Here is a 13894-nt window from a genome sequence, read left to right on the forward strand (position 1 = left end):
CCGGAGGACCCGATGACCGCGCCGCCCGGCCCACCGCCCCCCCTCGCCGGCGGAGCCAACGGCCCCACGGCCCTGCGGCCCCTCCTCGACACCGTCCTCGACGCCCTCCACACCGGCGCCGCCGAACGCGGCGGCCCCCTCCCCGCCGGCGGCCCCGCCGCCCAGACCGCGCGCGTCCGGGCCGCACTGGGCGACGTACTGCCCGCCCACGGAACCGGCGACCACGAAGCCCTGCGCACCCTCGTCCACATCCTGGCCGCCGGCGCCGCCGACCCCGCCGACCCCCTCTGCGCAGCCCACCTGCACTGCCCACCGCTCGCCGTCGCGGCCGCCGCCGACCTCGCCGCCAGCGCCCTCAACCCCTCCCTCGACTCCTGGGACCAGGCCCCCGCCGCCTCCGCCGTCGAAGCCCTCCTCACCCGCACCCTCGCCGCCGAGTTCTACGACACCCCCCACGCCGACGCCCTCGTCACCACCGGCGGCACCGAAGCCAACCAACTCGCGCTGCTCCTCGCCCGCGAACGCCACGGCCCCCGCCTCACCGTCCTGCACGGAGCCAACGCCCACCACTCCGTCCCGCGCGCCGCCTGGCTCCTCGGCCTCCCGCCCACCACCGCCCTCCCCACCCCCACCGGCACCCTCGACCCCGCCGCCCTCGCCCAGGCCCTCGCCGCCACCCCCGGCCCCACCCTCGTCACCGCCACCGCCGGCACCACCGACGCCGGACTCATCGACCCCCTCCACCGCATCGCCGACCTCTGCGACCGCTACGGCGCCGACCTCCACGTCGACGCCGCATACGGCGGCCTCCTCGCCCTCAGCCCCCGCCACCGCGACAAACTCGCCGGACTCGGCCGCGCCCACTCCCTCACCATCGACCTGCACAAACTCGGCTGGCAGCCCGTCGCCGCCGGACTCCTCGCCGTCCCCGACACCGCCCTGCTGGCCCCCCTCGCCCACCAGGCCGACTACCTCAACGCCACCGACGACACCGAAGCCGGCCTGCCCGACCTCCTCGGCCGCTCCCTGCGCACCACCCGACGCCCCGACGCCCTCAAGATCGCCACCACCCTGCGCGCCCTCGGCCGCGACGGCCTCGCCGCACTCGTCGACCGCACCATCGACACCGCCCACCGACTCGCCCGGCTCCTCGACGCCCACCCCGGCTTCGAACTCCACGCGGCACCCACCATCAGCACCGTCCTCTTCCGGCCCACCCACGCCGACGACGAACAGCTCGCCACCCTGCGCCGCACCCTCCTGCACGAAGGCCGCGCCGTCCTCGGCCGCACCCACGCCGACGGCCGCCTGTGGCTCAAAGCCACCCTGCTCAACCCGCACACCACGGCGGGGGACCTGGACACCCTGATCGCCCTCCTGGAAGGCAGAACCCACCGATGACCGCCCAGCTCGATGCACCCCACGACCTCGTCGGAATCGGCATCGGCCCGTTCAACCTGTCCCTCGCGGCCCTCGCCCACGGCCTCCCGCAGCAAGGAGCAGGCGAACTCGCCACCGCCTTCTACGACCAGCGCCGCGACTTCCGCTGGCACCCCGGGCTCCTCATCGACGGAGCCACCCTCCAAGTGCCCTTCCTCGCCGACCTGGTCACCCTCGCCGACCCGGCCAGCCCCTGGAGCTTCCTCAGCTACCTCAGGCACAAGGAAAGGCTCTTCCCCTTCTACTTCGCCGAGCAGTTCCACATCCACCGCGCCGAATACGACGCCTACTGCCGCTGGGTCGCCGGCCGCGTCCCCGGACTCCACTTCGGCCACCAAGTCGACGCCGTCCGCTGGAACCCCGAACGCGACCTCTTCGAAGTCGACTTCACCCAACTCGACGCCGCCGGCGAAGTCGAAGCCCTCGGCCGCACCCACACCCGCAACCTCGCCCTCGGCATCGGCACCGCCCCCTACATCCCCGAACCCCTGCGCCCCCTCGCCCAAGCCCCCACCGTCCCCGTCATCCACTCCGCCGACTACCTCGACAACCGGCAGCGCATCCTCGGCGCCGAACACGTCACCGTCATCGGATCCGGCCAGTCGGGCGCCGAAGTCTTCCTCGACCTGCTCCGCGCCCGCCCCGCCGGCCGCGAACGCCTCACCTGGCTCGCCCGGACCCCCTCCTTCGCCCCCATGGAGTACTCCAAGCTCGGCCTCGAACACTTCACCCCCGACTACACCCGCTACTTCCACTCCCTTCCCGAACCCGTACGCGACCGGCTCGTCCCCGCCCAATGGCAACTCCACAAGGGCATCGACGCCGACACCATCGCCGCCATCCACGACGAGCTCTACCGCCGCACCCTCCACGGAGGCTGGCCCGACGCCGTCCTCACCCCCGGAGTCAGCGTCCGCACCGCCGGCCGCGTCGCCACCACCAAGGTCGAACTCCACCTCGAACACGTCGAACAGGGCGCCCGCTCCCGCCTCACCACCGACGCCGTCGTCCTCGCCACCGGCTACCGGGAACGCCCCCTCGACGGCCTCCTCGCGGGCCTCGACCCCTACCTGCGCAAGGACTCCTCCGGCCGCCCCCGCATCGACGACCACTACCGGATGGTCACCGACCCCGCCGTCACCGGCACCGTCTTCGTCCAGAACGGCGAACGCCACACCCACGGCGTCGGAGCCCCCGACCTCGGCCTCGCCGCCTGGCGCAGCGCCGCGATCCTCAACACCCTCACCGGCAAGAACCCCTACCCCCAGCCCGAGCGCACCGCCTTCACCACCTTCGGCCTCGAACAGCGCGAGCACACCCGCCCCCGCCCGGCCGGCGAACTGCTCCCCCTCGTCGAACACCCCTGACCGTCCCGGAACCCCACCCGCCCCCACCCGGCCAGAAGGGGGCGGCTCCCGGCAGCACCCCGCCCCCGCATACATTCCCGGCATGACGACGCTCCTCCTCGACGGCGGGCCGGTCGCCCCGGACGCCCCGGTCACCCGCACCGGCGGCGTGCCCCTGGCCCCCGCCGGAACCGCATGGCCGGCCTGCGCGGCGTGCGCCGGACCCCTGCAGTTCCTCGCCCAGATCCTCCTCGGCGACCTCCCCGGCACCACCGCCCCCACCCCGGGCGTCCTCGCCCTGTTCATGTGCGCGAACCGGCCCGGACAGTGCGAACAATGGAGCCCCACCGCAGGCGGCAACCTCGCCCTCCTGCTGCCCGCCGACCGCCTGGAACCCGTACCGGCCCCCGACGCGGACGAGGACCTGCTCGGACTCGGAGCCGTCCGCGCCGCGGTACCCGCCGCCACGGCACCCACCTCCGCGACGGTCCTGGGCCGACTCGGCGGCACCCCCGCATGGCTCCAGTACGACGAAACACCCCACTGCCCCGCCTGCGCGCGGCCCATGGACTTCACCGCAGAACTGGCCGAAGGCCCCGACCCCGTCACCGCCATGAACTTCGGCTCCGGCCGGGCCTACGCACACACCTGCACCCCCTGCGGCCGCGCGACACTCCTCTGGCAGTGCTGACCGCCCACCCGCAGCCCCCAACCCCGCAGCCCACCCCGCGGCCCCTCACGCAGACGGCCGGAGCCCGCCACAGCAGGCCCCGGCCGCACACACCCGCGAACGGACCGGACTAGAACACCGGCACGCCCGCCCGCGTCAGCCGCCAGTCCACCGACGCGAACTGCGCCGGATCGACCGTCCCCTTCGCCTTCACCCACTGGATGATCGTGTTACGGATCTCATCCGAATTCGCCCACAGCTGCCTGGCCTGCGGCACGTGCGGGAAGTTCCCGCCACCCGAGGCCCGGTAGTTGTTCACCGCGAACACGAACTGCCCCGCCGGATCCACCGGCTTCCCCTGGAACGACAACCCCGAGATCCGCGAACCCGCCGGCTGCGCTATGTCGATGTCGTACGTCAGCCCGTACACCGCGTCGTAGTTGTAGTCCGGGATGCCCTCGGCATTCGTCAGCTTCGCCGGATCCACCGCATCACCCGGAGCCGTCCGCACGAAGTACCGCGCCGAATACTCGAGGTAGTCCTTCAGCTGCGCACCCGTCAGCAGCCGCGCCTCCATCGTGTTCTCGAACGGGTACAGACCCGCCGCATCCCTGATCGTCACCTGCCCGGCCGGGATCGCCGCCGTCCGCGAGAAACACGACGCCTGCGACAGCACCGGCAGCGCCGCCCACTCCGTACCCGCCAGCGCCGCCCTCACCGTGTCCGCCTGGACATGGTTGATCAGATCGATGATCGCCACGTCCTTGACCGGCCCCTCCGCCGAGGACATCGCCTGCGTCGAGGTACCGATCACCTGGTTCACGTAGGCCACGACCTTGCGGTGCTCGTCCGACAGCAGCCGCGTGATCTTCCGGTCCTCCGCCACCGTGTTCGAGTTCAACACCTTCGCCGCGACCTTCGCCACCGACCAGCGGCCCTTCGCCCACGTCAGCTCGAAGTCGAACAACGTCAGCCGCTGCCCCCACTTCAGCGGCTCCGACAGCACGACGTCCTTGCCGGTCACCTTGTTCTGCACCCGGTACTCGGCGATCTCCGTGTGCGCGTGCCCCACCAGGATCGCGTCGATCCCCGGCACCTGCTCCGCCACCAGCGCCGCCGCGTTCTCCACGTACGGCAGCTGGTCCCCGTACGACGACGTCCCGCTCGACCCGGAATGCGCCGACACGATCACCACGTCCGCACCCATGGAACGCAGCCGCGGCACGTACTTCGCCGCCTGCTCCTCCAGCCCCGGGAACGTCATCTTCCCCTGCACGTTCGCCTTGTCCCACAGCGCGATCCCCGGGTTCGTCAGCCCCAGCACCGCCACCTTCACATCCGGCCCGTGCGGAGTCCGCAACCGGTGCATGCTGTACGGCGCGAACGCCGGCCGCAGCGTCTTCGCATCCAGCGCGTTCGCCCCCAGCAACGGGAAGTCGCACTGCTCCTCGAACTTCCGCAACACCGGAATGCCGTAATTGAACTCGTGGTTCCCCAGCGCCGCCGCGTCGTACCCGATCGCGTTCATCGCCTGCGCCATCGGGTGCACCGGACCCCGCCGCGCCGTGATCGGATCCACCTTCGCGTAGTAGTACGACAACTGCGTGCCCTGGATCGTGTCACCCGCGTCGATGAGCAGCGTGTTGCATCGCCCCTTCTCCGCCCGCACCTGATCCACCAGCGTCGAGATCTTCGCCAGACCGACGTCGTTGTGCGCCTTGTCGTCGAACTCCTTGTCCGTGAAGTAGTCCCAGTTGAAGACATTCCCGTGCAAGTCGGTCGTGCCCATCACCGTGAACGCGTACGTCCGGGGCCGCGGCCCCTTCACATCCTGTGCGGCGGCAGCCGGGGTGCTCGTGGCCCCCGTCAACGCCACGGCCGCACCGGTCGCAGCCGTGGTCCCCAGAAACGTCCTGCGGTCGAACGCCATGCCATCTCCCCTTTTGAGGCCTGAACAACGCGCGTAGATTCTGACCCACCGGTAACAAGCAGCAACACCCCCACCAGGTTTCGATCCGATGACCACACCCGTCCGAGCGGCAGTGCGACAGTGAAGCCATGACCCAGGACGCATCGCACCAGCCCTACGGAACCCCCGAAGTCCCCCGCGTCGCAGTCCGCGGCGAAGCCCGCCTCGAAGTCGACCCCGAGATCGCCCGGATCGGCATCACCGTCAGCGCCCGCGGCACCGACCGGCGCACCGCCCTCGAAGACCTCACCCGACGCAACAACGCCGTCCTCGACCTCGTCAAGAGCTACGGCGACCCCGTCGAAAAACTCGAAACCGGCGCCTTCTCCATCACCCCCGAACTCACCCGCCACGGCCGCGCCGAACGCATCCGCGCCTACCACGGCCGCGTCCACATCACCGCCGAACTCAGCGACTTCACCACCCTCGGCGAACTCACCACCCGCCTCGCCGACCTCGAACTCACCCAGGTCGACGGCCCCTGGTGGGCCCTGCGCCCCACCTCACCCGCCCACGGCCAGGCCCGCCGCCAAGCCGTGCTCGAAGCCGTCCAGCGCGCCCGCGAATACGCCGAAGCCCTCGGCGCCCGCCTCGCCGCCCTCGTCGAACTCGCCGACCTCGGCGCCGAGAACGCCGCCCCCTTCGCCGCCGCCCCCGGCTCCGGCATGCGCACCATGGCCTTCAGCGCCGCAGAGGACGCCGGCCCCCCGCCGCTCGACCTCGAACCCCAGCGCCAGACCGTCTACGCACAGGTGAACGCCCGCTTCACCATGACCCCGCCACAACTCTGAAGAACCCACTCCGAAAGCACTCTGAAGAACCCGCAAACGACGCCCCGGGGGGTGCTCATCAGAGCACCCCCACGCACATTCAACAGTTGTCAACAACCTTTTGCTCAAAGGTTGTTGAGTGGACACCCGGAAGCGATTACCTACTCCCTGGTAGGGGAATACGCTCGCCTCATGCGCCGAGCGAAAATCGTATGTACCCTGGGCCCCGCAACCGACTCATACGACCAGATCAAAGCCCTGGTCGAAGCCGGAATGGACATCGCCCGCTTCAACCTCAGCCACGGCACCTACGCCGAACACGAGGAGCGTTACCAGCGCGTACGCAAGGCCTCCGACGAGACCGGCCGCAGCGTCGGCATCCTCGCCGACCTTCAAGGCCCGAAGATCCGCCTCGGCCGCTTCCGCGAAGGACCCGTACTCCTTGAACGCGGTGACGAATTCACCATCACCGTCGAAGACCACGAAGGCGACCGCCACACCTGCGGCACCACCTACAAAGGACTCGCCGCCGACGTCACCACCGGCGAACGCATCCTCGTCGACGACGGCCGCGTCACCCTCGAAGTCACCGAGGTCGACGGCCCCCGCGTCCACACCCGCGTCATCGAAGGCGGCATGGTCTCCGACCACAAGGGCCTCAACCTCCCCGGCGTAGCCGTCTCCGTCCCCGCCCTCTCCGAAAAAGACATCGAAGACCTCCGCTGGGCCCTGCGCATCGGCGCCGACGTCATCGCCCTCTCCTTCGTCCGCAGCGGCCGCGACATCCAGGACGTCCACCGCATCATGGACGAAGAAGACCGACGCCTCCCCGTCATCGCCAAGATCGAAAAGCCCCAGGCCGTCGACAACGTCGACGACATCGTCGCCGCCTTCGACGGCATCATGGTCGCCCGCGGCGACCTCGGCGTCGAAATGCCCCTGGAACAGGTCCCGATCGTCCAGAAGCGCGCCGTCAAACTCGCCAAGCGCAACGCCAAGCCCGTCATCGTCGCCACCCAGATGCTCGACTCGATGATCGACAACTCCCGGCCCACCCGCGCCGAAGCCTCCGACGTCGCCAACGCCGTCATCGACGGCACCGACGCCGTCATGCTCTCCGGCGAAACCAGCGTCGGCAAATACCCCGTCGAAACCGTACGCACCATGTCCCGCATCGTCGAAGCAGCCGAAGAAGACATCCTCGCCAAGGGCCTGCCGCCGCTCACCGAACGCAACAAGCCCCGCACCCAAGGCGGAGCCGTCGCCCGCGCCGCCGCCGAAATGGGCGACTTCCTCGACGCCAAATTCCTCGTCGCCTTCACCCAGAGCGGAGACACCGTCCGCCGGCTCTCCCGCTACCGCTCACCCATCCCCCTCCTCGCCTTCACCCCCGACCCCGCCACCCGCTCCCAGCTCAACCTCACCTGGGGCGTCGAAACCTTCCTCGGCCCCCACGTCGACTCCACCGACGCCATGGTCGCCCAGGTCGAAGAAGAACTCCTCCGCATCGGCCGCTGCGTACCCGGCGACACCGTCGTCATCACCGCCGGCTCACCCCCCGGCGTCACCGGATCCACCAACCTCGTCCGCATCCACCACATCGGCGACGCAGTCCGCTAGTGCCGTCACCGGCAAGGTTCACCGCGTCACGGCCCCCGGCACGGCACCTCGCCGCGTTGTCGGACCGCGCACGCACGTCCAGTACGAGCTGCGGCCCTCCGCCTTGCGATGCACCGCACCGGACGCCGCGCCCCGGCAAACCTCTCCGGCCACAGCACTAGACCGCCCGCCGCGGCAGCCGCGGCCCCGGCACCACACGCACGCAACGCACCGCGTCGGGCACCCCACCGGCCCTCACCCCACACCACCGGGGAAGCGCCCCGCCCGACGCGGTCACCGCACCCACGCAGCCCACCGCGAACCAACCAGGCCGGCCGGATCGACTACCAGCCGAAACGGCGATCGACGACAGCGGCGAACTCCTCGAACGTCAACACCGCATCCCCGTTCGCATCCGCCGCATCGAACAGCGCCGACGACGCATCCGCATCCCCCAGCCCCCAATACGGCAGATCACCCTGCGCGGCCAACGTCGGCCCCTTCGACCGCAGAGCCGTAATCACCTCCACACGGGTCAGCTCACCGTCGTCGTTCAGATCCAGCGCCTCGAACAGCTTGCGAGCCTTCTCACTCATCACGGAAACCCTTCATCGTTCAGCCTTGACCTCAACCTAACTCGAGGTCATACGGTCACCACATGACGATCAAGGAATACTCCCAAGAGCAGCTCGCCGCCCAGCCCATCGGCTACTGGACCCGCGAAGCCGCCAACCTCGCCATCGGCGGCCTCCGCACCGCCCTCGCCGAAGAAACCCTCACCCAGCCCCACTGGTGGACCCTCAACCACATCGCCGCCACCCCCGGCACCTGGACCCGCACCACCCTCACCACCAAACTCGCCCCCTTCGACGACCAGAACACCGACTTCGAAGCCCTCTACGACGACCTCACCACCCGCGGCTGGATCACCGAGACCGACAACCGCCTCACCCTCACCGAAGCAGGCGAAGCCGGCCGCACCCGCGCCCACGACCGCAACGCCCACATCCACACACGCATGCGACAGGGCATCTCCGACGCCGAGTACGCCACCACCATCGACGTCCTACGCCGCCTCGTAGCCAACCTCGGCGGCTCCGGCGACCTCCCCTAGACCCCCCGCCCGGCCCGCCCGAAGCCTGAGTAGTCGTACTCAGGCGCGCCGGCCCCACCGTTCCGATACTGGCTGTCGGACGAACGGGGAGAAGTCGTGAGACGACGTCGGTCAAGACTTGAAGTGTGGATTCCGGCTGTCTACCTGGCCGTGGTGATCGGGCTGTTGGTCTGGGTGGACGTGCTCGTCCGGACCGGGGACGCCGGATTCGCCGGCATCTGGCCGATGCTGGCCACCGCACCCCTCAGCCTCCTGGCCCTGAGCCTGGTCGTGCCCGATCCCGAAACGGTCGGGACGCCGGAGATCACCCCGCCCGCCCACACGGGCCCCGTGCCGCCGCCCGAGCCCGAGCCCGCGCCCGAGCCCCTGCCCGGGGAGACACCCGAGCCCGTGCCCGTGCCCGAGGGGCCGCTCCCGACCGACTCGGGAGCGTACGACCTGCCCGGCGCCGAACTGTCCGACATGTGGCTGGGGTTCGGGTTCTACGGTGTCATCCTGGCCTGCGCCCTGGTCAACGCCACGGCGCTCTGGGCGCTGGTACGCGGCCTGACCGGCCTCCTCGCACACCGCCGGCAGGCCCCCTGACAGGCATAGCTCAGGGTGCCTGCGCGCGCCCTTGAGGACCTTGTCCACCACGTCGCGCGGCCGTACACGGCCATCCCCCCACCAGTGGCGGGATCAGCTCCTTCGGAGCGCAGGGCGGCGTTCACCGTCGGCCGGGACCGGAGGGCTGCATCAACGCATCCTGGACCGCCCCTGCAGCCCGGCAGACGACCCGCCAGGTCCTGCCCGGCGGATCACGTGACTGGTTCAGCACCGGCTCGCGTACGGGGTGCCGGACAATCCCTGGCCGACCCGCCGGGCCAGCACCTGACCCGGCCACTCCCCGTCCAGGAACGCCTCGGTGGGGGCGAACCCGTTGCGCTCGTAGAACGCGACCAGGCCGCCGCCACCACCCGCCCAGCAATCCACCCGCAACAGCCCCACCCCGGCCCGCCGGGTCTCCTCGGCCGCGTGAACCAGCAGCGCCGCCCCGACGCCCAGACCCGCGTACCGCCGATCGGACACCAGCAGCCGCACGTACCGCTCCGGCTCCCCGGCCGGCGCGATCGGCATCTGGGGGCTCGGCCCGGAATCCAGCACCAGCGCGCCGACCGGCACCCCGTCCAACTCCGCGATGTACGGGGCGTTCTCGGTCGTGTACCGCCCGACCCGCTCCACCCCACCGGGCCTCTCCGAATACGGAACCGTGCCCCACTGCTCGGTATTGCCGCGCGCGTTCATCCAGGCCACCGCGGAGTCGAGCATCCCCAGAATCGCCGCCGCGTCGTCCGGGCCGCCCGGCCTGATCCGTATGTCGTGTGTCGTCTCGTTCACGGTGGCAGCTTAGGCAGGCCGGAACCTGCCTAGTACTTGGGCCCGATGTGGGCGTCCATCAGCGCGACGGACTCCCGTCGGGCGATGGAGACGTTGAACGGGTCGCTGCCCCGCGCCAGGATCGTCCACCGGACGCCGACCTTGGTGAGCGTGTCCGTGCACAGTTTCCGGATGTCGTCCGACTTGTTGGTGAAGAAGTACCGGGGGTACTCGTACCGCTTGCCGTTGCGGACGGTCCAGTTGATGGTCCGGCACCCGTCGGAGTGGATGAGCCCGCGGAGGAACTCCCAGGGGTGGGCATCGACGATCACCCGCTGCCAGTCCTCCAGGGTGATGCGCCGCTCGTGCTTCTTGCCCGGCCCGTGCTGCGGGAACAGGCACGTCCAGTGCCACGTGTACGACTTGACCTCCACGCAGCCCTGTCGGTGGCGTCGGCCCACTTTGGGCTGGGGCATGACGAGATGCATCGCTTCCTCGGCGGCGTCGATGAGTCCTGGCCGTGAGGCGTCGCAGAAGATGGACAGGTGGTGCTGCTTGTACTTCGAGATGATGTGGCCGTCGCCGAGGTAGAGGCCCAGGAGGTAGGCATACGCAGGCTGATCGGGTTCCCGGCCCGTACACCTCGGACAGTCGGTCGGCTGCTCGTAGATCTCGCCCCGGTGCTTCCGGTCCTGATGTCGCCACCAGCCCACAGTGCCCCGGGGGACGCCCAAATGCTCGGCCACGACTCTGTTGGTCACGCCTCGGCGTAACAGCAGGACTGCTTCTTCGCGTATCGAAGGATTGTGCTCCACACCCGGGAGCCTCGCGGTCGTTCGTCCGGTTGGCCGCAATTCGAAGCTTCGTTCACCGTGACGAGTGAAGATCGCAGAATTCGCTTTGCGACCTTGAAATTGAAGGAGAAGTACCCCGGGTCGGATTCGAACCGACGCTGAATGGGTTTTGAATCCATTGCCTCTACCGCTGGGCTACCGGGGCCCCTTCGAAACGAAGGATACCGAAGACCCTCCGTGTCACAAACATACAGGAGCTAGGTAGGCTCGGGGGAGCTGAATCGCCTTGCAACAAGGAGCCCCCGTGACCGCCGAGCACGAGTCGACGCCCACGCCCGACGCCGACCAGCCGCACGTTCCGCCGCTGACGACCCGCGTCGTCATCGCCGAGGACGAGGCGCTCATCCGTCTCGACCTCAAAGAGATGCTCGAAGAAGAGGGCTACTCCGTCGTCGGCGAGGCCGGTGACGGCCAGACGGCCGTGGAGCTCGCGCGTGAGCACCGGCCCGACCTGGTCATCCTCGACGTGAAGATGCCGGTCCTGGACGGGATCTCCGCGGCCGAGAAGATCGCGGAGGAGTCCATCGCCCCCGTGCTCATGCTCACCGCGTTCTCGCAGCGCGACCTCGTCGAGCGGGCCCGGGACGCCGGGGCCATGGCGTACCTCGTGAAGCCGTTCAGCAAGAGCGACGTGGTGCCCGCCATCGAGATGGCCGTCTCCCGCTTCGCCGAGCTGCGTGCGCTGGAGCAGGAGGTCGCGGACCTGTCCCAGCGGCTGGAGACCCGCAAGCTGGTGGACCGGGCGAAGAGCATCCTGCAGACGCAGTACGGGCTGACGGAGCCGGCCGCGTTCCGCTGGATCCAGAAGTCGTCCATGGACCGTCGGATGTCCATGCAGCAGGTCGCCGAGGTGGTCATCGAGGACGCCGAGGCGAAGAAGAAGGACAGCGGCAAGTAGCGGCAAGCAGGCCAGGACATGCGTGAGGCCCGCCTCCCCCCGAGGGGAGGCGGGCCTCACACGTTTTCGGATCAGTCTTCGCCGAGGTAGGCCTTGCGGACGTCCTCGTTGTGGAGGAGGTCCCGGCCGGTGCCGGAGAGGACGATCTTGCCGATCTCCATGACGTGCGCCGTGTCGGAGAGCGAGAGCGCCGCCTGGGCGTTCTGCTCGACGAGCAGGATCGTCATGCCCGCGGCCTTGAGCTCCTTGATGGTCGCCATGATCTTCTGCATCATCAGCGGCGAGAGGCCCATGGAGGGCTCGTCCAGCATGAGCAGCTTGGGCTGGGACATGAGCGCGCGGCCCATGGCGAGCATCTGCTGCTCACCGCCCGAGAGGGTGCCGGCGGCCTGCTTGCGGCGTTCGCCCAGGATGGGGAACATCTCGTAGGCGCGCTGGACGTCCTTCTCGATGCCCTCCTTGTCGGTGCGCAGGAAGGCGCCGAGCTGGAGGTTTTCGGCGATCGTCAGCCGGGGGAAGATGTGCCGTCCCTCGGGGGAGTGGGCGAGGCCCAGGGAGACGATCTTGTGGGCGGGGACGGCGGCGAGGGGCTGGCCGTCGAAGGTGATGCTGCCGCTCTTGGGCTTGAGGAGCCCGGAGAGGGTGCGCAGGGTGGTCGTCTTGCCGGCGCCGTTGGTGCCGACGAGGCAGACGATTTCGCCTTCGTTGACTTCGAAGGAGATTCCCTTGACGGCTTCGATCTTGCCGTAGGCGACCTTGAGGTCCTCGACCTTGAGCAGTGCGGTCACTTGGCCTCTCCTTCCGTGCTGGTGGTGCTGGTGGTGCTGTCCGTGTCCGCGTCGGCGTCGGCGTCCGTGTCGGCGTCCGTGTCCGCGTCGGCGTCGGCCGGGGTGTCGGCGTCCGCCTCGGGCTCGGCGTCCGCGTCGGCCTCGGCGTCCGCCTCAGCCTCGGCCTCAGCCTCGGCCTCGGCCTCAGCCTCGGCCTCAGTCTCGACCTCAGCCTCGGCGTCCGCGGCGGTGGACGTGGCAGCCGCGGCGACTTCCGCGGCCACGACCTCGGCGTCCTCGGCGGCGCCCGGGTCGCCCTCGAAGGGCTCGCCCAGGTAGGCGGCGATGACGCGCTCGTCGCCCTGGACCTCGGACGCGGTGCCCTCGATGAGCTTCTCGCCCTGGACGAGGCAGGCGACGCGGTCGCAGAGGTTGAAGATGAAGCGCATGTCGTGCTCGATGACGAGTACGGCGATGCCCATGTCGCGGATGGCGAAGATGAGTTCTTCGGCAGCGCGGGTTTCCTGCGGGTTCATGCCGGCGGTGGGCTCGTCCAGGAGGATGAGGCCGGGGTCGCTGGCGAGGGCGCGGGCGATCTCCAGCTTGCGCTGTTCGCCGTAGGGGAGGTTCTTGGCCAGGTGCTGGGCCTTGTTCTCCAGCCCGATGAACTCGAGGAGTTCCATGGCGCGCGCTTCGCTGGCGGCTTCGGCCTTCTTGAAGCCGGGGCCGCGCAGCAGGGCGGACCAGAGGCCTTCCTTGGTGCGGGTGTGGCGTCCGACGAGGACGTTCTCCAGCACGGTCATGTTGTGGAAGAGCCGGATGTTCTGGAAGGTGCGGGCGATGCCGGCCTCGGTGACCTTGTGGGGCTTCGGCGGCAGGACCGTGCCCTTGTAGCTGACGGATCCCTCGGTGGGGACGTACAGCCCGGTGAGGCAGTTGAAGAAGGTCGTCTTGCCGGCGCCGTTGGGGCCGATGAGTCCGACGATCTCGCCCGCGTTGACCTGGAGGTCGACGCCCTTGACGGCGGTGAGGCCGCCGAAGCGCATGGTGACGCCCTTGGCTTCGAGAACCGTGGTCTTCGTGGTGGTGTCTGTGGTGGTCGTCATGATGT

The 13894-nt window shown here is 69.7% G+C and carries 14 protein-coding genes and 1 tRNA gene; 8 read left to right on the top strand and 7 right to left on the bottom strand.

The features are described 5' to 3' along the window. Window positions 1-12: 12 nt before the first annotated feature. From OG534_RS27515 to OG534_RS27525, 3 genes are all read left to right on the top strand, one after another. Entirely contained in the window at window positions 13-1401 is a 1389-nt protein-coding gene (locus OG534_RS27515; RefSeq protein ID WP_326591519.1) for a pyridoxal phosphate-dependent decarboxylase family protein, read from the top strand. Beyond that, window positions 1398-2807, top strand: coding sequence for a lysine N(6)-hydroxylase/L-ornithine N(5)-oxygenase family protein (locus OG534_RS27520; protein WP_326591520.1), 1410 nt, complete (start codon window positions 1398-1400; stop codon window positions 2805-2807). The genes OG534_RS27515 and OG534_RS27520 overlap by 4 nt, the downstream gene beginning before the upstream one ends. 82 nt (window positions 2808-2889) lie before the next feature. Continuing rightward, complete coding sequence (locus OG534_RS27525) at window positions 2890-3477, top strand: DUF1963 domain-containing protein (protein WP_326591522.1); 588 nt, start codon at window positions 2890-2892, stop codon at window positions 3475-3477. A 109-nt stretch (window positions 3478-3586) separates the two neighbouring features. Here OG534_RS27525 and OG534_RS27530 read toward each other — a convergent pair whose 3' ends face one another. Beyond that, a complete protein-coding gene (locus OG534_RS27530; protein WP_326593884.1) occupies window positions 3587-5386 on the bottom strand; it encodes a bifunctional metallophosphatase/5'-nucleotidase in 1800 nt (599 codons plus the stop codon). 128 nt (window positions 5387-5514) lie between these two features. On the opposite strand from OG534_RS27530, the gene OG534_RS27535 reads away from it, so the two are divergent. Next, entirely contained in the window at window positions 5515-6216 is a 702-nt protein-coding gene (locus OG534_RS27535) for an SIMPL domain-containing protein (RefSeq protein WP_326591524.1), read from the top strand. A gap of 171 nt (window positions 6217-6387) precedes the next feature. Next, window positions 6388-7815, top strand: coding sequence for a pyruvate kinase (pyk, locus tag OG534_RS27540; protein WP_326591525.1), 1428 nt, complete (start codon window positions 6388-6390; stop codon window positions 7813-7815). Between the two features lie 323 nt (window positions 7816-8138). Here pyk and OG534_RS27545 read toward each other — a convergent pair whose 3' ends face one another. Further along, window positions 8139-8390 carry an EF-hand domain-containing protein gene (locus OG534_RS27545; protein ID WP_326591526.1) on the bottom strand — a complete coding sequence of 84 codons (252 nt, stop codon included), beginning with the start codon at window positions 8388-8390 and terminating at the stop codon, window positions 8139-8141. 62 nt (window positions 8391-8452) lie between these two features. Between OG534_RS27545 and OG534_RS27550 the strand changes: the two genes are divergently transcribed. Together OG534_RS27550 and OG534_RS27555 are read left to right on the top strand one after the other, a co-directional pair. Further along, window positions 8453-8908, top strand: a complete 456-nt coding sequence (locus OG534_RS27550) for a MarR family transcriptional regulator (RefSeq protein ID WP_326591527.1) — start codon at window positions 8453-8455, stop codon at window positions 8906-8908. 96 nt (window positions 8909-9004) lie between these two features. Beyond that, window positions 9005-9493, top strand: a complete 489-nt coding sequence (locus OG534_RS27555; RefSeq protein WP_326591528.1) for an SCO4225 family membrane protein — start codon at window positions 9005-9007, stop codon at window positions 9491-9493. A gap of 225 nt (window positions 9494-9718) precedes the next feature. On the opposite strand, the gene OG534_RS27560 is transcribed toward OG534_RS27555, so the two are convergent. The 3 genes from OG534_RS27560 to OG534_RS27570 all read right to left on the bottom strand — a co-directional run bounded on the left by OG534_RS27560 (window position 9719) and on the right by OG534_RS27570 (window position 11263). After that, entirely contained in the window at window positions 9719-10285 is a 567-nt protein-coding gene (locus OG534_RS27560; protein WP_326591529.1) for a GNAT family N-acetyltransferase, read from the bottom strand. Window positions 10286-10314: 29 nt separating this feature from the next. Beyond that, window positions 10315-11061 carry a helix-turn-helix domain-containing protein gene (locus OG534_RS27565; RefSeq protein ID WP_326593886.1) on the bottom strand — a complete coding sequence of 249 codons (747 nt, stop codon included), beginning with the start codon at window positions 11059-11061 and terminating at the stop codon, window positions 10315-10317. 129 nt (window positions 11062-11190) lie between these two features. Next, window positions 11191-11263 (bottom strand) — tRNA-Leu (locus OG534_RS27570). A 99-nt stretch (window positions 11264-11362) separates the two neighbouring features. On the opposite strand from OG534_RS27570, the gene OG534_RS27575 reads away from it, so the two are divergent. Beyond that, the gene (locus tag OG534_RS27575) at window positions 11363-12016 is read left to right on the top strand and encodes an ANTAR domain-containing response regulator (protein WP_326591531.1); all 654 of its coding nucleotides are present in this window, start codon (window positions 11363-11365) and stop codon (window positions 12014-12016) included. Window positions 12017-12087: 71 nt separating this feature from the next. On the opposite strand, the gene OG534_RS27580 is transcribed toward OG534_RS27575, so the two are convergent. Both OG534_RS27580 and OG534_RS27585 read right to left on the bottom strand, forming a co-directional pair. After that, entirely contained in the window at window positions 12088-12804 is a 717-nt protein-coding gene (locus OG534_RS27580; RefSeq protein WP_326591533.1) for an ABC transporter ATP-binding protein, read from the bottom strand. After that, entirely contained in the window at window positions 12801-13889 is a 1089-nt protein-coding gene (locus OG534_RS27585; RefSeq protein WP_326591534.1) for an ABC transporter ATP-binding protein, read from the bottom strand. The genes OG534_RS27580 and OG534_RS27585 overlap by 4 nt, the downstream gene beginning before the upstream one ends. Window positions 13890-13894 lie beyond the last annotated feature (5 nt).

This window comes from Streptomyces sp. NBC_01294, from assembly GCF_035917235.1.
In the GTDB taxonomy this organism is placed as follows: Bacteria; Actinomycetota; Actinomycetes; order Streptomycetales; family Streptomycetaceae; genus Streptomyces; species Streptomyces caledonius.